Raw genomic sequence first — 26,607 nt, forward strand, 5'->3', positions numbered from 1 at the left:
ATGCGCATTCTGTCGCTCAAGACCTATCTGGTCGCGCCTCGGTGGCTCTTCCTGCGTATCGACACCGACGAAGGGATCACCGGCTGGGGTGAGCCGGTGATCGAGGGCAGGGCGGAGACCGTCGCGGCCGCGGTGGCCGAGCTGGCCGACTACCTGGTCGGCGCGGATCCGTTGCGGATCGAGGATCACTGGCAGGTGCTGACCAAGGCCGGCTTCTATCGGGGCGGCCCGATCCTGTCGAGCGCCGTGGCCGGCATCGACCAGGCATTGTGGGACATCGCGGGCAAAACCTATGGAGCGCCCGTCCACCGGCTGCTCGGCGGCCCCGTACGGGACAGGATCAGGGTCTACAGCTGGATCGGCGGCGATGACCCCGCCGAGGTGGCCGAGGCCGCCATCAAGCAGGTGGAGGCCGGGTTCACCGCGGTGAAGATGAACGCTGCCGGGATCGTCCGCGCCATCGACACGGCCGCCGAGGTGAAGGTGATCGTGGCACGCCTGGCCTCGGTGCGTGAGGCGGTGGGCGACGGTGTCGACATCGCGCTGGACTTCCACGGCCGCCTGTCGATGCCGATGGCCAGGCGGGTGCTGCCACTGCTGGAGCCCTACCTGCCGTTCTTCGTGGAGGAGCCGGTCGTCCCTGAGCTCACCCGGGACCTGGCGGCGGTGACGTCGCTGACGAGCATCCCGATCGCCACCGGCGAGCGGCTGTTCTCCCGGTGGGACTTCCGGCCGGCGTTCGAGGCGGGGATCGCGGTGGCGCAGCCGGACATCTCGCACGCGGGCGGCATCTCGGAGGTGCGGCGCATCGCCGCGATGGCCGAGACGCACGATGTGACGCTCGCACCGCACTGCCCGCTCGGCCCGATCGCGCTGGCCGCCAGCCTGCAGGTCGGCTTCGCCACCCCCAACCTGCTGATCCAGGAACAGAGCCTGGGCATCCATTACAACGAGCAGGCCGACCTGCTGGACTACCTGGTGGATCGTTCCGTGTTCGCCTACCGTGACGGGCACGTGCCGCTGCTCGAGGCACCCGGCCTCGGCATCGAGGTGGACGTGAAGGCCGTGGAGCGGGCCGCGGCGGACGGGCACCGATGGCGCGGGCCGGTCTGGCGCCGCGACGACGGCAGCCTGGCGGAGTGGTGATGCGCAGATATCCGGAACGCGGGACACACGGCCGTGTGGTCGAGGCGGTGGGCATCCGCGTCGTCAGCGGCGAACTGCCGCCCGGCACGATCCTCGACATCGACGCGGTTGCGGCAGAGTTCGACGTCAGCAGGACGGCCATCAGAGAGGCCCTCAAGGTGCTGGCGGGCAAGGGCCTGATCGACGCGCGGCCCAAGCGGGGTACCTTCGTGCGCGAGCGTGAGGTCTGGAACCTCATCGACCCGGACGTGCTGCGCTGGCAGTTCGAGTCGATGGCCGACCCGTCGATCCTGGACAAGCTGGCCGAGATCCGCGCCATGATCGAGCCCTCGGCGGCGGCCCTGGCGGCGCGCCGCCGTACGGAAGCGGACCTTACGGAGATTTACGCCGCGCTCGCCGAGATGGACCACGCGGACGCCACCACGGAGGAGATCGTCGCGGCCGACCTGCGCTTTCACCGCGCGCTGGTGGCCGCGACGCGCAATGAGCTCATCGAGCAGCTCGGGCAGATCATCGAGCTGGGGCTGCGGGCCCGCGACCGCTACGTCCACGGCCACCGGGTCTCGATCAAGCTCGGGCACGCATGGCACCAGGACGTGGCGGACGCGGTGCGCGACCGCGACGCGGAGGGGGCCAGGAACCGGATGCTCGCCCTCCTGCACGCGGCCGCGCGCGACGTCAGGGACGTTCAGTCCGCACCGTGACCCCCCGCGCGGGAACCTCGTCGAAGGCCTGGTCGGTGTGGTTGATCAGGAAGACGTGCCGCACGTCGTCCCCCACTCTGACCACGGCCTCCACCCCTTCAGGCAGACCCGGGACGGCCGGAGTCGCGCCTGCCTCGCGGGCGATGCGGCCCATCAGGCCGGTCATCGCGTCAGGGGCAGGACGGGTGGCGAGATACCAGGCGGCACCCTTGCCGAACGCGTGGCGGGTGACCGCGGGCTCGCCATTGGCGAAGGTCTCCATCGCGGTCGCGCCCTCCAACTGGATGTGCTCGCTCCACAGCGTGGCCTCCCCGAGTGACGTGGCGGTGCTCGCCCCGGGCAGCAGCGGGTCGAACTCCAGGACCGTCAGCCCGAGCAGGTCGCGCAGCGGCGCCGGGTAGCCGCCCATCCAGATCTGGTCGCGCTCGTCCACGATGCCGGAGAAGAACGAGACGACCAGGTGGCCGCCGCTGTCCACGTAGGAGGCCAGGTTGCGGGCGGCCTCCCCGGAGATCAGGTAGAGGTTCGGCACCACGACCAGCCGGTACTTCGACAGGTCTGTGGTGGGCCGGACGACGTCGGTGGTGATGCCCAGCTTCCACAGCGGGTCGTAGTGGTCGCGCAGCCGCCCCATCATGCGGATCTGGTCGCTGGGGTGCGACTCCTGCTCAAGCGCCCACCAGTTGCGCCAATCGAGCACGATCGCCGTGTCCGCCTGGACCCTGGTGCCCGCCACGTCGCCCAGCTCCGCCAGCTCCCTCCCCAGCTCCCGGATCGACCGGTGCAGCGGATGGTCGGGACCGGCGTGCGGCACCATGCCCGAGTGGAACTTCTCGGCGCCGCCCCGCGAGGCCCGCCACTGGAAGAACATCACCGTGTCAGCGCCGCGCGCCACGGCCTGCAGGCTGTCCCGGCGCATCCGCCCGGGCTGCTTGGCCGGGTTGGTTCCCATCCAGTTGACCGCCGAGGGCGCCTGCTCCAGCAGCCACCACGGCTGCCCGTCCTTCAGGCCGCGCCAGACGTCGAAGTAGAGCGCGCTCTCCAGATGGCCGTCGGGGGAGCCGGGGTTGGGGTAGCAGTCGCCGCTGACCACGTCCATCTCGGCCGCCCAGGCGGGCAGGTCGGTGTTGGGCATGACGTTGCACAGGTTCGTGGTGACCGGGATCTCCGGCGCGGCCCGCCGTACGACCTCGGTTTCCGCCCGATAGCAGGCCAGCAGCGCGTCCGAGCTGAACTCGGCGAAATCGAGCGTGTGCGCCGGGTTCGGGATTCCGGTCGTACGGCGGGGCGGGAGGATCTCCTCCCACGAGGAGTAGCGCTGGCTCCAGAACGTGGTCGTCCACGCCTCGTTGAGCCCGTCGAGATCGCCGTGGCGGTCCGACAGCCAGCGGCGGAACGCGGCGGCGCACAGGTCGCAGTAGCAGGCGGGCACCTGGCAGCCCCACTCGTTGCCGATGTGCCAGGAGTGCAGCGCGGGATGGGCGCCGTAGCGCTCGGCCAGCCGCGTCACCAGCCCGAGCGAGGCCTCGCGGTAGGCGGGCGAGGACGGGCACAGGTGGCAGCGCGAGCCGTAGCTGAGCCGCTGACCGTCGGCCGCCACGGGCAGCGAGTCGGGATGGCGGTGCCCGAGCCACGGCGGCGGCGAGGCGGTCATCGTGGCCAGGCAGACGTCGACGTCGTGGTCGTGCAGGAGGTTCATGACGTCGTCGAACCAGCCGAAGTCGTACTCGCCGGGAGCGGGCTCGACCTGCGCCCACGCGAAGATCCCCAGCGTCACGAGGTTGACCCCGGCCTCCCGCATGAGCTTGGCGTCCTCGGCCCACACGGCGCGCGGCCACTGCTCGGGGTTGTAGTCGCCCCCATAGCGGATCACTCTCGAACGCTCCCTTCGGTGAGTCCGGTACGCCAGAAGCGCTGCAGGGCGCCGGACAGGACGATCAACGGAATGACGGAAACCAAGGAGCCGACCACGGTCAGCGTCTGCAGGATCGGCTGCCGGTCGGCGAAGCCCTGCCAGCTCGTCAGGCCCAGCGTGATCGGATAGAGGTGGTTGTCCGAGAGCACGACCAGCGGCAGGAAGTAGTTGTTCCAGATGGCGACGAACTGGAACAGGAACATGGTCACCAGCGCGGGCGACATGATCTTCAGCACGATGGTGAGGAAGATCCGCCACTCGCCCGCCCCGTCGCTCCGCGCGGCGTCGATCACGTCATCGGGCACGGTGGCCGCGTAGATCCGCGAGAGGTAGACGCCGAACGGGCTGACCAGGCTCGGCAGCAGGATCGCCCAGTAGGTGTTGGCCAGGCCGATCTTCGACATCAGCATGAACAGCGGCAGGCCCAGCGCGGTCATCGGCAGCAGGCACCCGGCGAGCACGAGGTTGAAGACCGCCTCCTTGCCCCGGAACACGCTCTTGGCCAGGGCGTATCCGGCGCAAGCGGAGACGAACGTGGCGCCGGCCGCGCCGAGCCCCGAGTAGATCAGCGAATTGCCGACCCACTGCCAGAAGATGCCGCCGTCGAAGGTGACCAGGTCGCGCAGGTTGGTCCACAGCTGCGGGTCGGCGAGCCCCAGCGGCGAGGAGTTGATCAGATCGCCGGTGCTCTTGGTGGCGGCGACGAGCAGCCAGTAGAGCGGCATCAGGAAGTAGGCGGCCAGCACCACGAGCAGGAGCGTGGTGAGCCAGCGCAGGCTGACGGTCCTCATCGGCCCCTCCTTCCCACCAGGCGCAGGAACCCGAAGGACAGAACGGAGATCACCAGCGCCAGGATGATCGATTCGGCGGCGGCGAGCGCCAGGTTGTTGCCGTTGAACGCCTCGTTGTAAGCGGTGATCGTCGGCGTGTAGGTGCTGGAGATGCCGCTGGAGAGCGGCGTGAGCACCAGCGGTTCGTTGAACAACTGCAGCGTGCCGATGATGCTGAACACGGCGATCAGCACGAGCGCCGGCCGGATCATCGGGATCTGGATGTTCCACGCGATCGTCCACCGGGTCGCGCCGTCCATCCTGGCCGCCTCGTACAGGCCCTGGGGGATCGACTGCAGCTGCGCCACCACGATCAGCATGTTGTAGCCGGTCCACTGCCAGACGACGATGTTCATGATCGCCCAGAAGACCGAGCTCGGGCCGAGCAGATCCAGGTCAGGAAAGAACGCCGTGAACGGGGAGGTGCCCGGCGAGTAGAGGAACCCCCACATGATCGAGGCGATCACTCCGGGGATGCCGTAGGGCAGGAAGTACGAGGTGCGGAAGAACCGCGGCCAGCGGCTTATCCCCGCCTCCAGCAGCAGCGCCAGGATGGTCGAGGCGACCACCATCAGCGGCACCATGATGATCGCGAACAGGAAGATCCTGCCGATGCTGCCCACGAAGGCGCTGTCTGACAGCGCGGTGGTGTAGTTGGACAGCCACGCGAAGTGGGTGGTCCGCCCGTGCAGGCCCAGCAGCCCGGACCGCTCGATCCTGGTCAGGCTCTCCCCGAGCGCGTACAGGAGCGGCGCCACGAAGAACACGGCGAACAACACCAGGAACGGCGCGAGAAATACCGCTGCGATGCGTGGTTTCATTCTGCCCTCAGCCCCTTCGCCCTGATCTCTTCCACGGTCTGGGTCTGGGCCTGACGCAGTGCCTCGACGAGGTCGCCCTGCTCGAACCGGTCGCTCAGGGCCTTGACGGTGCTGTCGTAGGTGGGCCACCAGGACCAGCCACGCGGCACCTGACTGGAGGAGTCGGTGAACAGTTGCGCCGTCTGCTGACCGCCCAGGAACTCCGAGGGCTTGGTCAGCGCCGGGTTCGACATGCCGGAGATCGCCGCGGGCCAGCCGTACCCGGTCTGGATCAGCGTGTTGACGCTGCCGGGGTCGCGGTTGACCCACAGCGCGAACTCGACGGCCTCGCGCGGGTGCTCGCAGCCGCGCAGCAGCGCGGTGGACGAGCCGCCGTTGCTGGCCGACGCCTTGCCGCCGGCCTCCCACTGGGGCAGCGGCGCCGCCCGCCACTTGCCGGCGGTCGTGGGGGCGTTGGCGGCCATGATGGCCTCGGCCCACTGGGCCACGGGCACCGCGACCAGCTTGCTGGAGGCGAGGTCCTTGTACCAGCTGGGGGTGAACTGCGGACCCACCTTGACCAGGTCGTCCTTGACCATGCCCTGCCAGAACTCGGCCACCTTGAGCGTCTCGGGGCTGGTCATCCTCGCCTGCCAACGGCCGCTCCTGGTGTCGAACCAGGGCGTGCCGCCCTGCCAGGCCAGGCTGATGAACGGCGAGGCGTCGTTGGCGGGGAACATCGTGATGTAGGCGCCCGGATCCGCCTTGCGGATCTTGGCGGCGGCGTCGCGGTACTCCTGCCAGGTCTTGGGCACCTCGATGCCCCACTTCTTGAGCAGGTCCTCCCGGTAGTACAGGGCCATGGGGCCGGTCGCCTGCGGGACGGCGTAGGTGCCGCCCTCGAAGGAGACCAGCTCCCAGGCGTTCTCCTGGAAGTCGGCCCGGTCCTTCGGCGTCAGGTACGGGTTCAGGTCCACCAGCTCGCCGTTGAGCAGGAACGCCGGCATTTCCTGGAACTCCATCTGTGCCAGGCAGGGCGCGTCGCCCGCCTGGACCGCGGCGTGCATCTTCGCGTAGCCGCCCCGGCTGCCGCTCGGGACGTTGTCGAGCGTGACCTGGATGTCGTTGTGGGTCCGATTGAACAGATCGACGGCCTTGTCCATGCCCGGGACCCAGGCCCAGAACTTCAGGTGGACGGGCTCGTTCCCGCTCCCACCCCCGCCTCCGCAGGCGGTGACGAGCAACATCACCACGGCCAGGCTGAGGAGGGGGGACCTCAGTCGAGATGGCCAAATATTCATAATTTATGGTTTTATCACCATTGGAAGAGGGGCGGAAGACCATGAGCTATCCACGGCGTGGGGTGCACGGTGAGGTCGTCGAGGACCTCGGCCGCCGCATCGTCGGCGGCGACCCGGACACCACCGGGCCCCTCGACCCCACCGGCCTGGCCAGGCGTTACCAGGTCAGCCAGACGGTGGTCAGGGAGGCGTTGAAGACGCTGGCCGCCAAGGGGCTCGTCGACGCCAGGCCCAAGCGCGGTACGTACGTCCGCCCACGGGCCGAGTGGTCGATGCTCGATCCCGACGTGCTGCGCTGGCGCTTCGCGCACCGCGGGGACGAGGACATGCTGCGCGAGCTGGCCGAGGTGCGCGCCGCGGTCGAACCGGCCGGCGCCAGGCTCGCGGCGCTGCGCCGTACCGACGAGGAGGTCGCGGCCCTGGAGGCCGCGCTGGAGCGGATGGCGAGCACGGTCGCCGACCCGGTCGCGCACACCGAGGCCGACATCTCCTTCCACCGGCTGCTGCTGGCCGCCGCCCACAACGAGCTGCTCGACTGCCTGGTGGTCGTGATCGCCTCCGCCCTGTACGCGCGCGACCGGATGGTGCACGCGCACGGCGAGCGTCCCGGTTTCGCCGCGACCCACCGCGCGGTCCTGGACGCGGTACGGCGGGGCGACCCCGGCACCGCCGAGACCGCCATGCGTGACCTGCTCACCCAAGCCGAGAGAGACGAGGCGGCCCTTTGAACCGACGACAGCTCTTAACCCTCGGAGCCGGGCTCCTGATGTTCCGCTGGTCCGGCCCCGGCATCCCCTTCACGCTGGGCGTGAGTTCCGGGGATCCGCGCCCCGACTCCGTGGTGCTCTGGACCCGGCTGGCCACCGAGCCGCTCGCCGACGACGGCCGCGGCGGCATGGCGCCGGAGCCGGTGCCGGTCCTGTGGGAGGTGGCCGAGGACGACGGCATGCGCCGGGTGATCCGCAAGGGCACCGCCACCGCCCGCCCCGAGTTCGCGCATTCCGTGCACGTCGAGGTCGACGGCCTGCGGCCGGGACGCGAGTACTGGTACCGCTTCGCCGTCGGCGACCACACCAGCGCGGTCGGGCGCACCAAGACCGCGCCGGACCCGGGCCAGAGCCCGGAGATCAGCTTCGCCTGGGCCTCCTGCCAGCAGTGGGAGACCGGCTTCTACACCGCCTACCGAGACCTCGCGGCGCAGGACCTGGACCTGATCGGCCACCTCGGCGACTACATCTACGAGTACGGCATCGGCCCCACCGGCGGCAATCGCAAGACCCCGCTGTCGGCCGCGCACGGCGTCGCCGTACAGACCCTCTCGCAGTACCGGCTGCGCTACGCCCTGGTCAACACCGACCCCGACCTGCAGGCCGCCCGCGCCGCGGCGCCCTGGTTCGTGGCGGTCGACGACCACGACGTGGAGGACAACTGGGGCGGCGAGCTGTCACCCACCGGCGCGACCCCGGAGAACTTCCTGCGCCGCCGCGCCGCCGCCTTCCGCGCCTTCTTCGAGAACCAGCCGATCCGCCCCTCGACGCTGCCATCCGGGCCTGACATGCGGCTCGCGCAGAAGATCCCCTACGGCAGGCTCGCCACCTTCTTCGTCCCCGACGAGCGCCAGTTCCGCAGCCCCGCCGACATCAACGCCCGCCTCGACCCGGCCAGGAGCATGCTCGGCCTCGACCAGGAACGGCAGCTCCTCGACGACCTGGGCCGCTCGCGCAGCACCTGGAACCTGCTGGCCAACCAGGTCCAGATGTTCCAGCTGGACCGGCTCACCGATCCTGGCCTGCAGCAGCTCAACCCCGACACCTGGGACGGCTACGCGGCCAACCGCAACCGCCTGTGGGCCGGCATCGCCGAGCGCCGGGTGTCCAACCCGGTCGTGCTCTCCGGCGACGCCCACGTCAACTGCGCCTCCGAGCTCAAGGCGGACTTCGGCGACCCCGAATCGCCCACGGTCAGCGTGGAGTTCCTGGGCACGTCGATCACCTCCGGCGGCAACGGCTCCGACATGACCACCGGCGGCACCGAGTGGCTGGCGGCCAACCCACACCTGAAGTTCTTCAACAACCAGCGCGGCTACGTGCGCTGCCGCATCACCGCCGCCACCCTGCGCACCGACTACGTGGTCGTCGACAAGGTCACCACCCCCGGAGGCACTCCCTCGCTGCGCCGCTCCTTCGTCGTCGAGTCCGGGCGCCCCGCCCTCCAGGAGGCCTGATGAGGCGCCTCGCCGTCGCGGCCCTGGCCCTGCTGCCCCTTGCCGCGCCCGCTCAACGGCCGCCCGCCACGATCCTGGTCGTCCAGGCCAACCTCCAGGACGCGGTACGGCAGGCCGACGTGGCCGACACCCGGGACCTGGACAACTTCGCCAAGCGGGTGGCCGCCCTCGACCCTGACGCCCTGGTGCTCACGGAGGTCGTGGACGCCAAGCATCTGGCGACCCGGCTGAGCCAGGCCGGCGGCCACCGCTACCAGGTCGCCGTGGCCGGTGAACGCTCGGCGTTCCTGCCCGACGGCGCCGTGCGCGAGAACGCCATCCTGCTCAACGCCGACACCATGGTCGCCGAGCAGCCAGGCGGCTTCGAGCGGGTACAGGACGAGGACCAGGCCCACGTGCTGGCCAAACGCCGGGACGGCACGCTCCGGGTGTCGCTCGTGGCTGCCCACCCCGGCGCCGACCCGGCCGCCGCCCGGCTGGGCGACCGCTTCCCCCACGCTCCCGGGCAGGTCAGCGTGCTCGGCGGCGACTTCAGGGCGGGCCGCTGCGCGGTGCTGACCGATCAGAGCGTCGGGTGCTCGCCGCAGCCGTTCTGGGCCGAGCTGACCGGCCGCCAGGGCTACAGCGACGCGGTGTTCGAGCATGGAGACACCCGGACCCGACCCGGATACCTCTTCGCGCACGCCGATGTGCTGGACGCGGGGGTCGACTCCTACGCTCCGGGCACCTGCAAGGCGGCTTTCGACGCCGGGCGCTCCGGCTCCGCCGACGCCGCGTGCCGGTCCACCTACTACGCCGACGCGCCGTTCAGCTGGGCGCTCCTCAGGGCCGAGCGCGACGTTCAGCAGTCGGTGATCCCGGGACGGGTGACGCTCGACCACTGCGAGCTCGCCACCCGGGTGACGCAGGTGATGGCCAAGGTCGTCAACAACACCGACCAGCCGCTGCCGCGCCCCGTCACGGCCGAGGCCACCGCGCCCCTCACCGTCACGCCCGCACAGGCCGACCTGACCATCCCCGCCCATCAGGCCCGCAACGCCGTACTCAAGATCACCGCGCCGAGGGACACCCCGCCGGGCGAGCATCGGGTGAAGGTGCGGATCGGGGCCGAGACCACCGAGCTGCCGGTCACCGTCACCGAGTCGTGCACCGAGCCCAAGGTGTACGCCACCAGCTTCCACCCCGGCTTCGGACCCGAGCGGGCCGTGGACGGCGACATCTCCACCTTCTGGCACTCCGAGTACGACCCGGTCACGCCGCTGCCGCAGTCCATCACGCTCAACCTGGAGGAGGTCAGGACCGTGAGCGCGCTCACCTACCAGCCGCGCTTCGACGGCAACCTGAATGGCACGATCCTCGCCTACAACGTCTACGTCAGCACCGACGGCCAGGCCTTCACCCAGGTCGCCACCGGCACCTGGGCGGCCGACGCGCGCCTCAAGACCGCCACGTTCCCCGCCACCTCCGCTCGCTACGTGCGGCTGGAGGGGACCAAGGGCAACGGCGGCCAGTACCTGTCAGCCTCCGAGGTCACCGCTCGCTGACGCCCTGTCGGGGTGGGCGCGGATATGGACGCGCTCGCCCCGCCAGCCAGCGGCCCGGGCCGCATCATCGCCCATCTGCGGTCTCTCGGAGTGAACGCTTTCGGCATCAACGGATTGATGAAGTCTTGTCTCATTGATCATGAGGCAGATCTGTGGATGTCTCGGTCCGCAAGAAGGTGTCTCCAACCCCCTTCGCAGCTCTTGCGGTCGCGGCGGCATGCTCGTCGGCGGTCATGCCGCGGTCTGGGTAGCGCTGGTTGAGGTCGTACTGGTCGTCAGCCCACTGCTGGTAGTCCCGCCGGACGGTGAGCTCGTCGGAGTCGATGATGTGGGCGATATCGGCCCAGGTAACCCCGGCCAGCAGCGCGTGGTGGATGTTGGAGGGATGGCGCACGGTGCGCGCGATGCACTCCGCGAGCGCCAGCAGTTCGATGTGTTCGGCCACGGTGAGCGGAGGCCGGTCATCAGTTCCATGCCGGGCGGGGTCATAGATCCCTCGGGCCACCAGCTCGATCCGGGCACGAGCCGACGCGTTCTTGGCGGCCAGCTCGTTGTAGCGCTCCAGCTGCCGACTGACGGGCATGTCGTAGCGAGCGTCGTGCCAGGTATTGCTGTGCTCAGGCATGGTCATGACGACTTCTCCAGAGCGGTCGGTGCTGACGATCGTGCCTCACCTACATCAGCGCATCCATGGTCGCAGCGAACCTCATCAGGGTAGCGCCCGCCTCGGGGGCGGCCAGGATCAGACCGTCGACCCTAGCCGGGGCCCGTTTGGCGTCGTGATCACGTGGCTGGGAAAGGATTGGACGGGGTGATGCTCGGGCTTGTAGCTTGCAGTTGACCGTGACACCGCCCGAGGAGGTGAGACCCATGAACGCTGTAGCGATGTGGGTGCTCCCCCTTCCCGTCACGGCCGGCGATTGACGTAGGTGTCGCCGGGAGCGCCTCGCCAACAAGGCACTCCCGAAAGGCAACACCTATGCACTCTGAGTTCTCCGCCGAGCCGTCGTCGAACGACACGGTCGAGCGTGACGTCCCTGGACTCCGATCGCCGGCCTCCGATCGCGCGCCCATGTTCGACGTGGTCATTGCCGGGTGCGGGCCGACCGGCGCGATGCTGGCCGCTGAACTGCGGCTGCACGGCGTGCGGGTACTCGTTCTGGAGAGGGAAACCGCGCCCAAGTCGTTCGTCCGCATAGTCGGTCTGCATATTCGCAGTCTCGAGCTGATGGCGATGCGCGGACTGCTGGAGCGCATGCTCCAGCATGGAAGACAGCGTCCGGCCGGCGGTTTCTTCGCCGCCATCAACAAACCCGCGCCCAAGGGCCTGGATTCCGCGCACGCCTATCTGCTGGGCATCCGGCAGCCGGTCATCGAACGCCTGCTTGAAGAACAGGCGATCGAACTGGGTGCGCAGGTCCGGCGCGGTTGTGCGGTGGCCGGTTTCGAGCAGGACGACGAGGGTGTGACCGTCGAGCTGGCCGACGGGGAACAGCTGCGTTCGCGCTATCTCGTCGGCTGTGACGGCGGGCGCAGTACGGTACGCAAACTGCTCGGCGTCGGTTTCCCCGGCGAGCCCTCGCGGACCGACACGCTCATGGGCGAGATGAAAGTGGGTGTACCGCAGGAGGAGATCGCCGCCAAGGTGACCGAAATCAGCGAGACCCATCAGCGATTCTGGCTCAGGCCCTTCGGCGAAGGGGTCTACAGCGTCGTAGTCCCCGCCGCGGGAGTCAGCGACCGCAGGGAACCGCCCACCCTCGAGGATTTCAAACAACAGTTGCGCACCATCGCCGGAACCGATTTCGGCGTGCACTCCCCGCGCTGGTTGTCCCGCTTCGGGGATGCCACCCGGCTGGCCGAACGTTATCGGGTCGGGCGGGTACTGCTGGCCGGCGATGCCGCACACATCCATCCACCCATCGGCGGACAGGGCCTCAACCTGGGCGTCCAGGACGCGTTCAACCTCGGCTGGAAACTGGCCGCACAGATCCGCGGCTGGGCCCCGGAAACACTGCTGGACACCTACCAGGCCGAACGTCATCCGGTCGCCGAGGACGTGCTGGACAACACCCGCGCCCAGATGGAACTGCTGTCCACCGAACCGGGCCCGCAGGCTGTGCGCAGGCTGCTCACCGAACTGATGGACTTCGACGAGGTGAACCGCCATCTGATCGAGAAGATCGCCGCGATCGGCATCCGCTACGACTTCGGCGCAGGCCCCGACCTGCTCGGCCGCCGCCTGCGCGACATCGACGTGAAACAGGGCCGCCTGTACGGCCTGCTGCATCGCGGCCGCGGCCTGCTGCTGGACCGCACCGAACGCCTGACCGTCGGCGGCTGGTCAGACCGGGTCGATTACCTCGCCGATCCCACCGCGGCACTGGATGTTCCGTGCGTCCTGCTACGCCCCGACGGTCACGTCGCCTGGATCGGCGACGATCAGCAGGACCTGGACGACCACCTCTCCCGCTGGTTCGGCGAGCCCGCCAACTGATTTCGACTGAGCAACCGAAAAGGCCCGTGGGGATGATCGGAACGGCCAGCAGCTGACCGTCGGTTTCGGCGGCTCCTGCCCGACCATCCCCTCTGCCCGGTTCCGTCAGGCGGTCTCGAAGTCGGCCCGGTGGTCGGCGGCCCACTCTGCCAGACTGCGGCCCGGCCGCCGGGTCACTGCGGTAACAGGACGTGGGACGTCGGGGACGGTGAGGGTGTCGTGCCAGTAGTCGAGCAGCATCTTCATCACGGGCACGGGGATGAACTGTGCGGTCTCGGTGCGGAACTCCTCGGGAGTGATCTCCACCAGCGGGATTTCGCGTCCCAGCGTCTGGCCGATGATCGCCACCTGCTCGGAGCGGGTCAGGGCTTGCGGGCCGGTGAGCGGGATCGCCTCATCCAGATGGTTGTCGGAGAGCAGGGTCTCGGCGGCGGCCTCAGCGACGTCGTACTCATGGATCGGGGCCTGTGCCGATGCGAGGTACGGTGCCCGGATCGGTGCGCCGGAGCGGATCTGCCAGGCCCAGGAGAGCAGGTTGTTGGCGAAGGTGCCGGGCCGCAGGATCGTCCAGGCATCGGTGCGGCCGGTCACGGCGGCTTCGACCGCGGTGTGGTGGAGCTGGCTCGCCGAGCCGTGGTCGCGTTGGAACTCCTTCGCAGCAGCCAGGGAGGACAACACGGTGAAGCGGTGGACGCCGTGGGCGGTGGCCGCGGTGACGAACGCGTCGACGCCCTGGGCAGGGAAGACGAAGGCGCGATCGACACCGTCGAACACCTGCGACCCGAGCGTGGTGGCGTCGGCCAGATCACCGGCGACGACCTCGACCCCGGCCGGCAGGTCCGCGTCATCGGGCTTGCGGCTCAGCGCACGTACGGCGGCGCCGCGGGCGAGGAGGGTCGTGACGAGGTGGCGACCGACGGCGCCGGTCGCGCCGGTAACAAGGATGGTCAAGACGGCTCACCTTAGGGAAGTAGTGCCGGTCCGTCCGGCTTGAACTCCAACCTACGAAGGGTTTAGGTCATTTTCTGCCCGCATTTCTCCTAGACTTGACGAGCATGGCGGAACAGACCACAACTGAGCGGGCGCTGCGCCTGCTGGAGCTGCTCCAGGCCCGCCGGTCCTGGAGCGGCGGCGAGCTCGCCGACCGCCTCGGCGTCGACGGCCGCACACTCCGGCGGGACGTGGAGCGACTGCGCGGCCTCGGCTACCACATCGAGGCACGTCGCGGCCCCGAAGGCGGCTACCGACTGTCCACGGGCAGCGACCTGCCGCCGCTGGTCTTCACTCCTGATGAGGCGCTCGCCGTGGCCGCCGCCCTCGCCTCATCAGCCGCTAACGGTGCCGCCGGCGGGGGAGAGGTCGCGCTCACCGCCCTGGCCAAGATGGAGCAGGTGATGCCCCAGGCGGTACGTCGGCGGGTGCGGGCGCTGCGCTCCTCGGTCGCCCTGGGCGGCACACCGAACGCCGTGGCCGGCGCGTATCCGGCTCCGATGAACGCCGACGTGCTGGCAGTCCTGGCGCTGGCGTGCCGGGATGCGGAGCGGGTCCAACTGCGCGTGATGAGCACCGAGGGTGCCGACGCCGGACGGGAGTCCCCGCGCCACGTCGAGCCTGCCGCCCTGGTGCCCCGGCAGACCCGGTGGTTCCTCGTGTGCCGCGACCTCGACCGTGGCTGGCGGGTGTTGCGCGTCGATCGGATCACGCGAGCATCACCGACGGGCGTGCGCTTCGAGCCGCAGGAGGTCCCCGGAGGCGACCCGGTCGCGTTCGTCACCAGCCAGCTCGGCGCCCCGCCTCGGAAACATACAGCGACGATCCTGATCCACGCCCCGATCGAACAGGTACAGGCGTACATGGGTGGCTTCGCCGCGGACTTCTCCCCGACGACAACCGCCACCGGTCAGGCGGCGACACACTGGCGCATCGCCGACGTACGTCTCGAGGTCCTCGCCGGCGGCCTGCTGTGGGTGCGATGGCCCTTCGAGGTGATCGACTCTCCCGAGCTCGCCGCCTTGCTGCGGGACCGAGCCGCAGCCTTCACCTTCGCCGCCGACCCACGCTGAAGCCGACTCACCAGGCCGTCACGCCTAAGGGTCTCGCGCGAGCAAAGCACCGGCGAACACCGCTCACGGTGTCGGAGTAGGAGGCGGTATCGGTCCCTCGGTCTCGGGGCGGGGCCCGCCGCCGATGGTGTGGATAGCCCCTCCGCCCGGTGGGCGGAGGGGCCGTGACCTGCGGGGAACCGATCTATCCGAGCACCGGGTAGTTCGCGCGGAACACGTTGTGCGGGTCGCGGGCCCGCTTGATCTCCCGCAGCCGCGCGAGCGCGCTGCCGGAGAAGGACTTCGCCGCCGTGTCACCGGGGGACAGCACGGTGTACGGCTTGCGGCCGCTGATGTAGGCCTCCAGGTCGGCCACGACCTCGGCCTGCTTGGCGCGCGTCGCATCGGCCGCGTGCGGCAGGCCGAGACCCACCAGGCCGAGCAGGTACGGCTCAGCCACCGCGCCGCTCGCACCGGCCCCGCCGCCCGGCTCGGCGAGCGCCCCGCCCAGGTGCCTGATCTGCACGTTGATGAGCGGTTCGACCGGCTTGGCCAGCAGGAGCTCCACCGCGTCCGCGTCCAGGCCGGTGAGCAACTCCGCACGAGCGATGGATGGGGCCGGATCGGTGGGCTCGGCGGTGATGTCACCCAGGTCGGCAACCGGGACGACGCCGCGGCTGTCGGAGATCGCGCCCCCGATCTTGTCGATGCGCGCCAGCAGGTCCTCCCCGTGAGCCGCCTCACCCAGGTAGACCAGATCCAGCGTCACCATCGGCGACGCGCCGGGTGGCTGGAGCCGGTTGATCCAGACACTGAGTTCACGCGGCGCCTCGGCGGTGATCTCCAGGAACGCGTCGTACACCTCCCTGGTCCGGTGCTCCGGCCAGATCACGCGCCCGCCGTACAGGACTGGCTCGGGATACAGCTCGAGTTCGAGGGCGGTCACCATCGCGAAGTCCCCGCCACCGCCGCGCAGCGCCCAGAACAGCTCGGGATCGGCCTCGGCGGTCACCCGGCCCGGCTCGCCATCGGCGTCCACGATGTCGATAGCCCGCACGCTGTCGGAGGCGAAGCCGTACTTGCGGCTGAACCAGCCGACCCCACCGCCCAGGGTGTAGCCGGTCACGCTGACCCCCGGCGCGCTGCCGGCCAGGCCAGTAAGACCCAGCGGACCGGCCGCCGCCAGCACCTGCCCCCACTTCACGCCCGCGCCCACCCGGACCACGCGCTCCTGCGCGCGTACCTCCACCTCGTTCAGCAGGCCGGTACGCAACAGGATCAGGCCTTCCACATCACCGGAGGCGCCATGCCCGCTCGGCTGCGCGGTCACCGTCATTCCCGCCCGCCGCGCGTAACGCACGAGCGCCGCCACGTCATCGGCATCCGCGGCCTCCGCCACGGCCGCCACCGGCTGCCTGACGGTCAGATTCCATGCGGTGGTCGCCTGTTCGAAGCCGTCGTCATCGGCGAGGAGCACGCGCCCCTTGAGGACACCGCGCAGATCGTTGATCGTCATCGTCGTCTCCCTTGTTCGAGTTCTCAGAAAATGCGAAGGAATACCGTGCTGCACTACGGGACGTCAGGCGGGCTGCGCGGCGGGCGCTGGGGTGGCGGTCTCTTGGGCCTTGCGCGCCTTGCTGGTCTCGCGGAGGATCAGCAACCCAGTGACCGCGATCAGCGCCGAGGTCAGGCCGTGGATGCCGAACGCGGCGGCTGTGGAGCCGTGGTGGGCCAGGACGTTGACCATGTCGCCGAACGGGGCGACGGCCACCATCAGCAGGACCCAGGCCAATGAGCGGCGGTGGCCCGTCACCAGCAGGATGCCCATGGCCAGGCCCATCGCGATTTCGCGGCTGCCCTTCACGATGGAGAAGCCGCTGTCGTCAGAGGGCCAGTTCGGCAGGCCCGGGAAGGACGTCCCGAGGGGCAGGACAAAGGACAACCCGAGGTAGAGGGTGAACAGGACGACGGCGGTGGCCAGGACGGTATTGAGCTTCTTCAGCGACATGGTTGTTCTCCTTCGATGTTCAGACTGGGCAGGGTTCAGCCGCGGACACGGCGGATGTGGCGGGCGTAGCGGGGGCGGCCGATGACGTGCCAGATGACCCGGACCGGGGTGGCGAGGCCGCTGAGGACGATGGCGCGCTCGGCCGGGTTCGCGTCTTCCAGGACGGCGCCGAAGAGCGTGAGCAGGGTGAGCTTGGGAGTGTTGTTCACCAGGTGGTCGCCCAGGGAGGCCCACTCCTGCTCGGTGATGTGCTTGGCCGCGAGCGGGAGGAGGGTGGCCTCCTCCTCGTCGAGGTGTTCCAGCAGGACCGCGCGGTGCTCGGAGAGGGCGGCCACGAGGGTGTCGCGTTCGTCGGCGCCCGCGGTGGCCGCCCAGGCGGGGACCGCGACGTCCAGCCTGGTCATGGTGGCCGCGATGCGTTCGTGCTGGGCCTGCATGCGCAGGACGATGTCGGCCTCCAGGTCCACCCGGGAAAGGAGCGGCGGCCACAGCAGCTCGTCCTCGCCCTCGTGATGGTTGTGCAGGCCCATGCGGTAGACGCGGAAGTGGTCGGCGATCACCTTGGCGCGAGCGGTGTCACCCGGGGTGACGGCCGCGACGAGCTCCACCAGCAGCCGTGACTCACGGCGGAGCACGCGGTGGACGATCTCCATGTCCTGGGTGTTGACGCTCATCGGTTCCTGCCTTCGTTCGTTCCCGACGTGTTCAGGCTGCTCCTGGGTATTTGGAGGGGACTTGGAGCCGATTTGGAACGTCCACATACGATGTGCAGATCATGGTCTTCATCCGGGTGCTGGGCTCATTCGCAGCCGAGGTGAACGGTGAGGCCGTTCACCTCGGCGGGCCGCGGCAGCGGGGCGTGCTGGCGTTGCTGGTGGCGGCACGTGGGCAGGTCGTGCCGGTCGACCGGATGATCGAGGATCTGTGGCGGGGGGAGCCGCCCGCACGGGCGCTGATGTCCCTGCAGGCGTATGTGTCCAACCTGCGTCGGTTGCTGGAGCCCGGACGTCCGCCGCGCACGCCGGCCCGGCTGCTGGTGAGCGCGGCGCCGGGTTATGCGCTGCGGCTGCCACCGGAGGCGGTGGACGCGTGGCGGTTCGAGGACCTGCTGGGCCAAGCGCGTACGGACACCGACCTACGCGCCGCCCAGGCTCGGCTCGCCGAGGCGCTAGGGCTGTGGCAGGGACCGGCCTTCGCCGAGGTCGCCGACGAGCCGTGGGCCACCGCCGAGACGGCCCGGCTGAACGAGCTGCGCTTGGTCGCCACCGAGCTGCACGTCGCGGCGGGTCTGCGCATCGGCGATCCCGCCGCGGTGGTTCCCGAGGCCGAGCGGCTCACCCGCGACGAGCCCCTCCGCGAGGAAGGCTGGCGGCTGCACGCCTTGGCACTGTGGAGCACCGGCCGCCAAGCCGACGCGCTGGCGACGATCCGCCGCGCCCGCGGCATCCTCGCCGAGGAGCTCGGGCTCGACCCTGGCCCGGACCTGACGGCGTTGGAGGAGGCGATCCTCACCCAGCGCACAGACGTCCTACGCGCGACCGTACCCCCACCCCCGCTGCCGCAGGTGGTCCCTCTCCCGGGGACGGCTCCGACCGTCGAGGCGCCGTTCGTCGGACGCGAGGCACAGCTGTCGGCACTGGTCACGGCCGCCACCGGGGCCGCCACCGACGGAGCCCGTATCGCCCTTGTCACCGGCGAGGCCGGGCTCGGCAAGTCGACGCTGCTGGAACACCTCGGCAGGCGGCTCGAACGTGACGGGTGGCTGGTCGCCGTCGGCCGCTGCCCCGAGGTCGACAGCGCGCCGCCCGCGTGGGCCTGGACTGAGGCGCTGAGAGCCGTCGCCGCGTCCACGTCGCCGGGCGAGTTCGCGGACGACCTCGCGCCGCTGCTCACCGACACCGAGCCGGTGAACGCCGACGCCACCGCTGGACGGTTCCGCCTGCGCCAGGCCGTGTGGAAGTGGCTCGCGGCGGTCGCCGCGGAACGCCCGGTCGCCGTCGTGCTGGACGACCTGCACTGGGCGGACGCCACCACGCTGGAACTGCTCGGCGGCGGCCTCGGCATGCGGGCCCCGATCCTGGTCGTCGCCGCGTACCGCGCGGACGAGAGCGGGCACCTCACCGAAACGCTGGCCTCCCTCGCGCGCGCCACGCCCCTGCGCTTGGCGCTGCCGGGGCTGAACGACGAGGCGGTCGCGGAGCTCGTACGGGCCGAATGCGAGACCGACGAGGAGACCATCGCAGGGATCGCCGAGCGCACCGGCGGCAACCCGTTCTACGTGCGCGAAAGCGCCCGGCTGCTGAACGGCGAAGGCGCGCTGGTCGCCCTCTCCGAGGTCCCCGAGGGCGTACGGGACGTCCTGCGCCGCCGGTTCGCGCGCCTGCCCGAGGGAGGCGTGTCCGTCCTCCGGCTGGCCGCGGTCGCAGGCCGGGAAAGCTCGGTGGACGTCCTCGTCAAGGCCGCCGACACCGACGAGGACGGGGTGATGGACGCCCTGGACGCGGGCGTCATCGCCGGGCTCCTCGACGAGCCCGGCCCAGGCCTCATCCGCTTCGTCCACGCCCTCGTCAGGGACACGCTCATCGCCGACGTCAGCAGATTGCGTGCTACCCGGATGCACGCCCGGATCGCCGCCGCTCTTGAAGGCACCGACGACATCGCGGCGCTGGCCCATCACTACGCGCGCGCCGGCTCACCGAAGGCTGTCGGCTACTGCGTCCAGGCCGCCGAGCTCGCCGAGGCCCGCTACGCCCACGACGTGGCGGCCGACCTCCTCGCCGACGCCGTCACCAACTCGACCGGACCGGACGAACGCGTCGAATTGCTCGGCAGGCTGCTGCGCGCGCAGATCCGGGCGGGAGCCGTCACAGCCGCCCGCGAGACACGCCGTGAAGCCGTGGACTACGCAGAGTCCCTGGGCCGCGACGACCTGATGATCGCCGCATTCACCGCGTGGACAGAGCCGACCCCTTGGCAGGCCCGTACGTACGGCACAGTGGACCGGCCGGTCGTCGACCGCCTGAGTCGCCTGCTGAAGCGCGAACTGACCCCTGCGGTGCGGTCCCGGCTCCTGACGGCGTACGCGCACGAACTGGTCGGCGAGGACGACCCGACCGTTCTGGAGGCAGCGCAGGAGGCACTCGACCTCGCCACCGAACCCCGGTTGCGGGCCGCGGCACTCGAGATCCTGGCCGAAGTCCACGGCGACGCCGAGCTCTGCCGGGAGCTCGTGGAGATCGGCACCGAGCATGACCTGCCGGTCTACCGCGTCACCGGGCTGCTCAACCATGCCGGCGTCGCCGCCGCCGCCAACGACCCGGTGACCATGCACCAGGTGATCACCGAGGCTCTGGAACTCGCGCGCACCTACCGAATGCGCGAGGCGATCGCCGTCGCCGAGATCACGCTGGCGAGCTTGGCGCTCATCGAAGGCCGGTTCGCCGACGCCGAACTCCTCTACATCAAGGCTGACGAGGGCATGCGGCGCATCGGATCGGTGCACGCCACGGGCTTTCTCCAACTCGCCCTGGCCACGATCTGGCTGAACGAGGGCACGCTCGGCGCGCACCTGGACGACGTGCGCGCCCTCCACGCCGTGCTCGGCACCATGACCTCCGACCTGCTCGCGCTCGCCCTCCACGCCAACGGCCTGGACGCCGAAGCCCGCGAGGTGCGCGCGTCACCCAGCCCGATCCGCCCCGACTTCTTCTTCACCTTCCTCACAACGTTGCGTGCGATGGCCATCGTCGCCTTGAACGACCGCGACGCCGCCGAGGAGATCTACGCGACGCTGCTTCCGCACCGCAACGGCCCCCCGGCGGGCGCCGCGAGCCTGGCGATGGCGCTGCGCCCGGTCGCCCACACCCTCGGCGAGCTGGCCGTACTCCTCGGCCGCGACCACGAGGCCGCCGCCCACTTCACCCAGGCCGCCACCATCGCCGACCAATGGAACGCACCCCTCTGGGCCGCCGAGGCCCGGTCGCGAACAACCACCTAGCGCACATCTGTGACGCAGAACTTGCATCATCTGTTACATAGGCGGCCTTCGGGCCCTGTCCGCCCAGCTCGGCGTGCGCCGCCAGATCACACAAGACCTGGGTGCGCGAGGTCCGATCACAAGCCGCGACCGTGCAGCGGTAGGCCACCGTGGACCGGTTGTCGACATTGCCGGTGAACAGCCATATCGCCGCGTCCCACTCGCCGGGCCGCCAAGGTGTCGGCGTGTTCGCCACCAGCCACTGCTCCCAGGCCGCCTCCGGCGCCGCCAGCGCCCCGAACCCTCGCCGCCCAGTTCGCCAGGCGGGAAGGCGAGCACGTTGTCCTGGCCGCTCACGGCCGCGACTGCCTTCGCCGCTCAGCCACCATCTCCACCGCCTCGCGCTTGTCGGCATCGGTGACATGGCAGTAAGGATCCTGGGAGGAGGCCGAGATGTGCCCGGCGATCTCCTGGACCACCCTGCGGTCCACTCCCGCCATCCTCGTGATCGCCGAGTGCCGGAGCACATGGGATCGGGCCCGGAACCCGGCCCGGGCGGCCAGCCGGCAAAACAGCTCATAGGCGCTGCCGTACTTCATCGGCCGACCCAGCGGGGCATGGAACAGGTTCACGAACACCAGGTCCACCCCGGCGGCCTGCTCGACCTCGTCCCGCTCGTATTGGTTGTGAGACATCCGGCAGGAGAAGTGCCCGGCCCCGGGGGCTCCGGCTCGCCGCTCAGAGCAGGTACGCTTTTTTGATCTCGGCGCGTTCGAAGCCGTGGTCCGCGTCGCAGTCGTGGCAGTAGCCGCTCACCACGGTGCCGGCGATGGTGAGGTCCTCGATGTAGTGCTCGTGGCGCCGCTACACGATGACGATCACTTCGCCGGTGACGGCGGCCATGGCCAGTGCCTCGTCGGTCGTGCTCGTCTTGCCGCCCTGGAGGATCGCGGTCGCCGCGGCGGCGTCGTCGTGCCGGTCGGCGGCCTCCACCGGGAGGCGCCGGCGTGGGGCGGACTCCGCCTTGATCGTCCCGTCCGAGGACACGGCGACCGGCGCGTGGCCCGACCGGCGGAGCAGCCGCAGGGTCTCCTCGGGTGGCAGGGCGCCCAGGGCGACCGTGGGGGCGATCTGCCGCAGGCTCAGCTTGCGGAGCGCCCTGGCGCCGCACAACTCGGCGATGACGGCCGGGTCGCTGGCGATGATCACGGACGGGGTGGGGGCGACCTCGATCGGCCTCCGGGGAGGATCGGACCGGATTTTGGCGCTACAAAAGCGATCTTGACGACGATTCGGTGACCAGGGCTGTTTGCCCTGGTTGAGCGCCCTAGCGTGCCTGCTCATGCGTGTGGATTTCCTCTCGAATGAGCAAGTGGCCCGCTATCGCCGGTTCCGGCCTTGCGGTAGGGCGGCGACTCCTGCGGCAGGCTCCCTCGTCCTGCGCGCTCTCGGATCAAAGGTCTTGGGCCGCTCTTGAGCCCGGCGTTCCAGAACGGCCCAAGGGCGGGCGGTCACGATGGCGGCACATCGTAGAGAAGGAGCGCATCGTGCATACCGCCGACCACCCGAACGTCCCGCAGATCATGCTGCCCGGCCAGGCCGCCGCCGCCCCCGGGCCGCTCGACATGGCCAACATGTACCTCGCGCACTACGGCTTCCGCCGCGACCTCGGCCACCTGCTCACCGCGATCGGCCGGATCCGCCTCGACGACCGGCGGCGCGTCTCAGCGCTGCGCGAGCACCACGCGTGGGTCCTGTTCGTCCTGCACCACCACCACACCGCCGAGGACGAGAAGATCTGGCCGCGGCTGCGCGAGCGGGCCCCGGGGGCGATCGGCACGATCGACGCGCTGGAGGCCGAGCACGAGGCGTGCGACCACTGGATCCGCGAGAGCACCGAGGCGTTCCAGGCGTTCGACTCCGGACCGTCCGAGCAGGGGCGCGAGCGGCTCACGACCGCCCTGCGCACGCTGGCCGACACCCTCGGCGCGCACCTCGCGCACGAGGAGACCGACGGCATCCCGCTGATGATGGCCCACATCACGCCGGAGGAGGACGCGGAGATGCACAAGACGATCATGAAGGACTACGGCCTGTACAAGCTGGTCAAGCTGGTCGGCTGGACCAGCGCCGAGGTGCCTGCCGACGTCGAGGCCCACCTGCGCGCGACCGCGCCCCGGCAACTGCTGATGATCTCCAACCTGGCCGGGAGACGCTACCGGCGCCGCACGGCCTACCTGTGGGGCTGAGCCGGTCCTCTGGGGGTGAGCCGGTCCCCGCCTACTCGCTGGGCTGGGCCAGTTCCCGTTCCACGCGTTCGGCGTGCTCGGCGTGCCGCCGCGCCGCCCCGGTGTCGCCCAGGGCCTCGGCCAGCTGCGCCAGCGACCGGCTGACCGGCCACAACAGCATGCCCAGGCCGGAGATCCCGATGCGGTCGGCGTACGGGGACGCCTCCTCGTACAGGGCGGCGCAGGCTTGCCGGTCGCCCAGCGCGGCCCAGAGCTCACAGCGCAGCACCAGCCAGCACAGGTACACGAACGTGCGTGGGATCGGCGGCTGCCGCTCCCACGGGCCGAGCGCCTGCCGGGCCTCCTCCGGCCGGCCGCTGACGACCAGGTAGTGGGCGTACACGTCGAGGTTGAACGGGTCGAGCGGCTCGTGCGACATGTCCATCGGCGGCCGGACCGCGTCCGCCGCCCCGAGGCGCAGGCGCATGAGCTCCACCAGGTACGTGATCCCGGCCGTGCTCGACTCCACCCCCCACATCGAGGTGGCCTGCTGCTCGGCCGCGGTGGCCGCGAGCAGTTCCTCGGCCGCGTCCAGGTCGCCCTGCTGCACGAGCAGGCCGAGCCGCAGCCAGCCCAGCATGATGCGCAGATACGGCATGTGGATACGCCCGATCAGCCGCGCCGCCTCGGCCATCGGCTCCCGTGACTCCCGCACCCGGCACAGCTCCAGCAGCGTGCCGGCCTGGCAGATGAGCCCGATCGCGCGGAGCTCGTCGTCGCCCGCCTCCAGCCCGGCGCGGGCCATCTCCTCGCCCGCCTCCAGCCGCTGCCGCGCGTGGTCCGGGTCGAGCAGCCCGTAGTAGCGGGCGAACAGCACCCGGCCCAGCAGCGTCGCGTCGTTCTCGCGGCGGGCCAGCCGCACCGCCTCGGCGCTCCACAGCTCCCGCTCGGCCGGGTCCCGGCCGGGCTCGTAGTACGTCTGGAGCGTCAGGCAGGCCAGCACCCGGGCGCGGGCCTGCGGCTCCAGCCCTTCGTCGGCGGCCAGCTTCGTCAGGTCCGCCACCAGGTCCGGATCGTGGTCGCCGTAGACCTTCCAGGGTTGCAGGATGCGGCCGCCGTACCCGGTAGCGGCCTCGATCAGGCGCCGCCGGTCGCCCGCCTGCCCGGCCAGGTGGCGGACGCGCGCCAGCTCGGCCTCCTGCCCCAGCGAGTCGCCCGCCCCGAACCTGGCCTCGGCCAGCGCGAACAGCAGGTCCATCCGCTCGGCCGACCCCACGTCGAGGTCGTTCTCGGCCACGCGGTCCGCCCGTTCGAGCAGCTCGACGGCCGCGTCGTACGCGCGTAGCCGCTTGGCCTCCTCGGCCGCCCGCCACGCCGCCCGCCACGCCCGCGCGGTGTGGCCCGCGGGAACGGCCTCCAGCCAGTGGTGCGCGGCGGCGGCCAGCCGGTCCGAGGCGGGGCCGCCGGTACGCGACTCGATCGCGGCGGCGACGGCGGCGTGCAGCCGGGCCCGGCGCAGCACCGGCACCACCTCGGTGAGCGCCTCCTGCACCAGCGCGTGTACGAACAGGAACCGCCCGGGCCGCCCCTCGGTCAGCAGTTCCGCGGCCATGGCGGGCTCCAGCCAGTCCAGTGCCGTGTCCAGGTCCAGCCCGGCGGCCTCGGCCGCGACCGTCACGTCGAACTCCCGCCCGGCGACCGCCGCCACCCGCAGGAAGTCGGCGGACGGCGCGGGCAGCCGGTTCACCCGGCCGAGCACGACGTCGCGCACGCCCAGTGGCAGCGTGCCGCCGCCCGGCGATCCGGCCCGCAGGTAACGCACCAGCTCGGTGACGAAGAACGGATTGCCGTTCGTACGCTCCCTGAGCCCCCGAACGTCCGCGCCCTCGGGAGCCAGCCCGGCCAGGTCGGAGGCGGACAGCCCGGACAGCGGCAGCCGCAACGCCTGCCGCCGCGCCAGCGCCTCGAACGCCTCGGCCAGCGCGCCCTCAGGCGGCGGCCAGGTGCGTGCCGTGCCCACCACGGCCAGCCTGCCGCCCAGCACGTACCCGGCCAGGTAGCCCAGCAGGCGCAGCGAGGAGCGGTCCGCCCAGTGCAGGTCGTCCAGCACCACCAGCACCGGCTGCTGGGCCGCGGCCAGGGCCCGCGCCGCCGCCTCATAGGTGCGGAACCGCGCGCCCTCGGGGTCGTTGCCGGTCGCGGAGTTGACGCCGGGCAGGTTCGCCCGCACGTCGGCGGGCAGCGGCGGCAGCGTGTCGGCCAGCCGCTCCAGCACCGCCACCCACGGCCAGAACGCCGGAGCGCCCTCCGTCGCCGCGCACCGCCCCACCGCGACCGTGAACCCCCGGGCGCGGGCCCGGCTCACCAGCTCCTCGGCCAGCCGCGTCTTGCCGATCCCCGGCTCCCCGGTGATCAGCGCGAACCCGGGCTGGTTCGCCGCCGCCGCGTCGAGCAGCCCGTCCAGCGCGGCCAGCTCGTCCTCCCGGCCCGCGATGCCGCGCCCGGCCGGTTGCGGTTCGGGCATGGGCGGCCGCTGGGGGAGCAGCGCGGGGGACTGGCCGAGGATGTCACCTTCCAGCTCGCGCAGCTCCTCGCCCGGGTCGATGCCGAGCTCCTCGGCCAGGATCCGCCGGGCCGTGCGCAGCGCCTCCAGCGCCTCGCCCTGGCGGCCGCACCGGTAGAGCGCCAGCGCCCGCAGCGCCCACAGCCGCTCGCGCAGCGGGTGCTCGCGCGTCAGCATCTCCAGCTCGCCCAGCAGCTCGCCGTGGCGGTCCTGCCGGATCACCGCGTCCACGCGCAGCTCGCGGGCCCGCTCCCTGGCCTCGGTGAGGCGCGCCCTGACGGCGCCCACGTACGCCTGATCGTCCAGGTCCTGGTACGGTTCGCCGCGCCACAGCGCCAGCGCCTCGCCCGCCAGCCGTTCCGCCTCGGCGGGCTCGGCCGCCTGCTCGGCCTGCCCGACCAGGCGCAGGAAGCGCGCCGCGTCCACCTGATCGGGGTCGATCGCCAGCGTGTATCCGACCGGCCCGAACGTCAGCAACCGGCTCTGCGCCCTGGCCGGGCGTCCCGGTTCAAGCAGGCGGCGCAGGTTGGACACGTACGAGTGCAGCGACGCCTGCGCCTCGGCCGGTGGCTCCTCGCCCCACAACCGGTCGATCAGCGTGGCCGGGGACACCGGCCTGCCCTCGGCCAGCACCAGCACGTTCACCAGCGCGCGCAGCTTCGGCGCGCCGATCCCGCACGGCCGCCCCTCGTCGCCGACGATCTCCAGCGGGCCCAGCACACGAATGTCCAATGCCCTACCACTCCCACGAAGTCGTCCGATCTTACGATGGGGTGGCCGGAGGCAGTGTAGCCGAGGTGGTTGTGCACGACGACGACTCGGCCGCGGT

Annotated in this window: 21 protein-coding genes; 9 read left to right on the plus strand and 12 right to left on the minus strand. The window is 70.8% G+C overall.

Going from position 1 to position 26,607, the window contains the following annotated elements:
- Both dgoD and KIK09_RS40565 read left to right on the plus strand, forming a co-directional pair.
- Positions 1-1,146 carry a galactonate dehydratase gene (gene dgoD, locus KIK09_RS40560; RefSeq protein WP_214324813.1) on the plus strand — a complete coding sequence of 382 codons (1,146 nt, stop codon included), beginning with the start codon at positions 1-3 and terminating at the stop codon, positions 1,144-1,146.
- A complete protein-coding gene (locus tag KIK09_RS40565; RefSeq protein WP_214324814.1) occupies positions 1,146-1,850 on the plus strand; it encodes a FadR/GntR family transcriptional regulator in 705 nt (234 codons plus the stop codon). Before dgoD ends, KIK09_RS40565 begins: the two co-directional genes overlap by 1 nt.
- On the opposite strand, the gene KIK09_RS40570 is transcribed toward KIK09_RS40565, so the two are convergent.
- From KIK09_RS40570 to KIK09_RS40585, 4 genes are read right to left on the minus strand one after another with little or no spacing between them, the layout of a single operon-like run.
- Positions 1,825-3,723 (minus strand): beta-galactosidase, encoded by a 1,899-nt coding sequence (locus KIK09_RS40570; protein ID WP_214324815.1) that lies wholly within the window; start codon positions 3,721-3,723, stop codon positions 1,825-1,827. The genes KIK09_RS40565 and KIK09_RS40570 overlap by 26 nt on opposite strands.
- Entirely contained in the window at positions 3,720-4,556 is an 837-nt protein-coding gene (locus KIK09_RS40575; protein ID WP_214324816.1) for a carbohydrate ABC transporter permease, read from the minus strand. The genes KIK09_RS40570 and KIK09_RS40575 overlap by 4 nt, the downstream gene beginning before the upstream one ends.
- Positions 4,553-5,416 carry a carbohydrate ABC transporter permease gene (locus tag KIK09_RS40580; RefSeq protein ID WP_214324817.1) on the minus strand — a complete coding sequence of 288 codons (864 nt, stop codon included), beginning with the start codon at positions 5,414-5,416 and terminating at the stop codon, positions 4,553-4,555. Before KIK09_RS40580 ends, KIK09_RS40575 begins: the two co-directional genes overlap by 4 nt.
- The gene (locus KIK09_RS40585) at positions 5,413-6,642 is read right to left on the minus strand and encodes an ABC transporter substrate-binding protein (RefSeq protein WP_250574627.1); all 1,230 of its coding nucleotides are present in this window, start codon (positions 6,640-6,642) and stop codon (positions 5,413-5,415) included. The genes KIK09_RS40580 and KIK09_RS40585 overlap by 4 nt, the downstream gene beginning before the upstream one ends.
- Before the next feature lie 95 nt (positions 6,643-6,737).
- Here KIK09_RS40585 and KIK09_RS40590 point away from each other — a divergent pair, with 95 nt between their 5' ends.
- Genes KIK09_RS40590 through KIK09_RS40600 form a run of 3 tightly spaced genes read left to right on the plus strand, consistent with a single transcriptional unit; the run spans position 6,738 to position 10,464 of the window.
- On the plus strand, positions 6,738-7,424 hold the full coding sequence (locus KIK09_RS40590; RefSeq protein WP_250574578.1) for a FadR/GntR family transcriptional regulator: 687 nt from the start codon (positions 6,738-6,740) through the stop codon (positions 7,422-7,424).
- Positions 7,425-7,462: 38 nt separating this feature from the next.
- Entirely contained in the window at positions 7,463-8,920 is a 1,458-nt protein-coding gene (locus KIK09_RS40595) for an alkaline phosphatase D family protein (protein WP_214324820.1), read from the plus strand.
- Positions 8,920-10,464, plus strand: coding sequence for a discoidin domain-containing protein (locus KIK09_RS40600; protein WP_214324821.1), 1,545 nt, complete (start codon positions 8,920-8,922; stop codon positions 10,462-10,464). The genes KIK09_RS40595 and KIK09_RS40600 overlap by 1 nt, the downstream gene beginning before the upstream one ends.
- Before the next feature lie 130 nt (positions 10,465-10,594).
- Here the strand turns inward: KIK09_RS40600 and KIK09_RS40605 are convergent, their stop codons facing one another.
- Positions 10,595-11,095, minus strand: a complete 501-nt coding sequence (locus KIK09_RS40605) for a hypothetical protein (RefSeq protein ID WP_214324822.1) — start codon at positions 11,093-11,095, stop codon at positions 10,595-10,597.
- A 441-nt stretch (positions 11,096-11,536) separates the two neighbouring features.
- Between KIK09_RS40605 and rox the strand changes: the two genes are divergently transcribed.
- The gene (gene rox, locus KIK09_RS40610; protein WP_214324823.1) at positions 11,537-12,961 is read left to right on the plus strand and encodes a rifampin monooxygenase; all 1,425 of its coding nucleotides are present in this window, start codon (positions 11,537-11,539) and stop codon (positions 12,959-12,961) included.
- A gap of 105 nt (positions 12,962-13,066) precedes the next feature.
- On the opposite strand, the gene KIK09_RS40615 is transcribed toward rox, so the two are convergent.
- Positions 13,067-13,912, minus strand: coding sequence for an SDR family oxidoreductase (locus KIK09_RS40615; RefSeq protein WP_214324824.1), 846 nt, complete (start codon positions 13,910-13,912; stop codon positions 13,067-13,069).
- Between the two features lie 104 nt (positions 13,913-14,016).
- On the opposite strand from KIK09_RS40615, the gene KIK09_RS40620 reads away from it, so the two are divergent.
- Positions 14,017-15,024, plus strand: coding sequence for a helix-turn-helix transcriptional regulator (locus KIK09_RS40620; RefSeq protein WP_214324825.1), 1,008 nt, complete (start codon positions 14,017-14,019; stop codon positions 15,022-15,024).
- A gap of 184 nt (positions 15,025-15,208) precedes the next feature.
- On the opposite strand, the gene KIK09_RS40625 is transcribed toward KIK09_RS40620, so the two are convergent.
- The 3 genes from KIK09_RS40625 to KIK09_RS40635 form a co-directional block, all read right to left on the minus strand.
- Complete coding sequence (locus KIK09_RS40625) at positions 15,209-16,519, minus strand: FAD-binding oxidoreductase (RefSeq protein ID WP_214324826.1); 1,311 nt, start codon at positions 16,517-16,519, stop codon at positions 15,209-15,211.
- A gap of 63 nt (positions 16,520-16,582) precedes the next feature.
- The gene (locus tag KIK09_RS40630; RefSeq protein WP_214324827.1) at positions 16,583-17,011 is read right to left on the minus strand and encodes a DUF4267 domain-containing protein; all 429 of its coding nucleotides are present in this window, start codon (positions 17,009-17,011) and stop codon (positions 16,583-16,585) included.
- A 35-nt stretch (positions 17,012-17,046) separates the two neighbouring features.
- On the minus strand, positions 17,047-17,685 hold the full coding sequence (locus KIK09_RS40635; RefSeq protein ID WP_214324828.1) for a hemerythrin domain-containing protein: 639 nt from the start codon (positions 17,683-17,685) through the stop codon (positions 17,047-17,049).
- 101 nt (positions 17,686-17,786) lie between these two features.
- Here KIK09_RS40635 and KIK09_RS40640 point away from each other — a divergent pair, with 101 nt between their 5' ends.
- Positions 17,787-21,008: an ATP-binding protein gene (locus tag KIK09_RS40640; RefSeq protein WP_250574579.1), complete on the plus strand. Its 3,222-nt coding sequence runs from the start codon at positions 17,787-17,789 to the stop codon at positions 21,006-21,008.
- Positions 21,009-21,340: 332 nt separating this feature from the next.
- On the opposite strand, the gene KIK09_RS40645 is transcribed toward KIK09_RS40640, so the two are convergent.
- Entirely contained in the window at positions 21,341-21,682 is a 342-nt protein-coding gene (locus KIK09_RS40645) for a tyrosine-type recombinase/integrase (protein ID WP_214324829.1), read from the minus strand.
- Positions 21,683-21,851: 169 nt separating this feature from the next.
- Complete coding sequence (locus tag KIK09_RS40650; protein WP_214324830.1) at positions 21,852-22,196, minus strand: hypothetical protein; 345 nt, start codon at positions 22,194-22,196, stop codon at positions 21,852-21,854.
- Between the two features lie 338 nt (positions 22,197-22,534).
- Between KIK09_RS40650 and KIK09_RS40655 the strand changes: the two genes are divergently transcribed.
- Complete coding sequence (locus KIK09_RS40655) at positions 22,535-23,236, plus strand: hemerythrin domain-containing protein (protein ID WP_214324831.1); 702 nt, start codon at positions 22,535-22,537, stop codon at positions 23,234-23,236.
- 31 nt (positions 23,237-23,267) lie between these two features.
- Here KIK09_RS40655 and KIK09_RS40660 read toward each other — a convergent pair whose 3' ends face one another.
- Positions 23,268-26,510, minus strand: coding sequence for an ATP-binding protein (locus KIK09_RS40660; protein WP_214324832.1), 3,243 nt, complete (start codon positions 26,508-26,510; stop codon positions 23,268-23,270).
- Positions 26,511-26,607 lie beyond the last annotated feature (97 nt).

Source organism: Nonomuraea sediminis, from assembly GCF_018531495.1.
Taxonomy (GTDB): domain Bacteria; phylum Actinomycetota; class Actinomycetes; order Streptosporangiales; family Streptosporangiaceae; genus Nonomuraea; species Nonomuraea sediminis.

What these genes read in the sequence shown, in the direction of transcription:
- KIK09_RS40625 (WP_214324826.1), bottom strand. Translation starts at nt 16,519, where the DNA reads ATGACGATCAACGATCTGCGCGGTGTCCTCAAGGGGCGCGTGCTCCTC.
- KIK09_RS40575 (WP_214324816.1), bottom strand. Translation starts at nt 4,556, where the DNA reads ATGAGGACCGTCAGCCTGCGCTGGCTCACCACGCTCCTGCTCGTGGTG.
- KIK09_RS40640 (WP_250574579.1), top strand. Translation starts at nt 17,787, where the DNA reads ATGGTCTTCATCCGGGTGCTGGGCTCATTCGCAGCCGAGGTGAACGGT.
- KIK09_RS40635 (WP_214324828.1), bottom strand. Translation starts at nt 17,685, where the DNA reads ATGAGCGTCAACACCCAGGACATGGAGATCGTCCACCGCGTGCTCCGC.
- KIK09_RS40605 (WP_214324822.1), bottom strand. Translation starts at nt 11,095, where the DNA reads ATGACCATGCCTGAGCACAGCAATACCTGGCACGACGCTCGCTACGAC.
- KIK09_RS40595 (WP_214324820.1), top strand. Translation starts at nt 7,463, where the DNA reads ATGTTCCGCTGGTCCGGCCCCGGCATCCCCTTCACGCTGGGCGTGAGT.
- KIK09_RS40580 (WP_214324817.1), bottom strand. Translation starts at nt 5,416, where the DNA reads ATGAAACCACGCATCGCAGCGGTATTTCTCGCGCCGTTCCTGGTGTTG.
- KIK09_RS40630 (WP_214324827.1), bottom strand. Translation starts at nt 17,011, where the DNA reads ATGTCGCTGAAGAAGCTCAATACCGTCCTGGCCACCGCCGTCGTCCTG.
- dgoD (WP_214324813.1), top strand. Translation starts at nt 1, where the DNA reads ATGCGCATTCTGTCGCTCAAGACCTATCTGGTCGCGCCTCGGTGGCTC.
- KIK09_RS40645 (WP_214324829.1), bottom strand. Translation starts at nt 21,682, where the DNA reads ATGTCTCACAACCAATACGAGCGGGACGAGGTCGAGCAGGCCGCCGGG.
- KIK09_RS40620 (WP_214324825.1), top strand. Translation starts at nt 14,017, where the DNA reads ATGGCGGAACAGACCACAACTGAGCGGGCGCTGCGCCTGCTGGAGCTG.
- KIK09_RS40585 (WP_250574627.1), bottom strand. Translation starts at nt 6,642, where the DNA reads ATGTTGCTCGTCACCGCCTGCGGAGGCGGGGGTGGGAGCGGGAACGAG.
- KIK09_RS40565 (WP_214324814.1), top strand. Translation starts at nt 1,146, where the DNA reads ATGCGCAGATATCCGGAACGCGGGACACACGGCCGTGTGGTCGAGGCG.
- KIK09_RS40590 (WP_250574578.1), top strand. Translation starts at nt 6,738, where the DNA reads ATGAGCTATCCACGGCGTGGGGTGCACGGTGAGGTCGTCGAGGACCTC.
- rox (WP_214324823.1), top strand. Translation starts at nt 11,537, where the DNA reads ATGTTCGACGTGGTCATTGCCGGGTGCGGGCCGACCGGCGCGATGCTG.
- KIK09_RS40600 (WP_214324821.1), top strand. Translation starts at nt 8,920, where the DNA reads ATGAGGCGCCTCGCCGTCGCGGCCCTGGCCCTGCTGCCCCTTGCCGCG.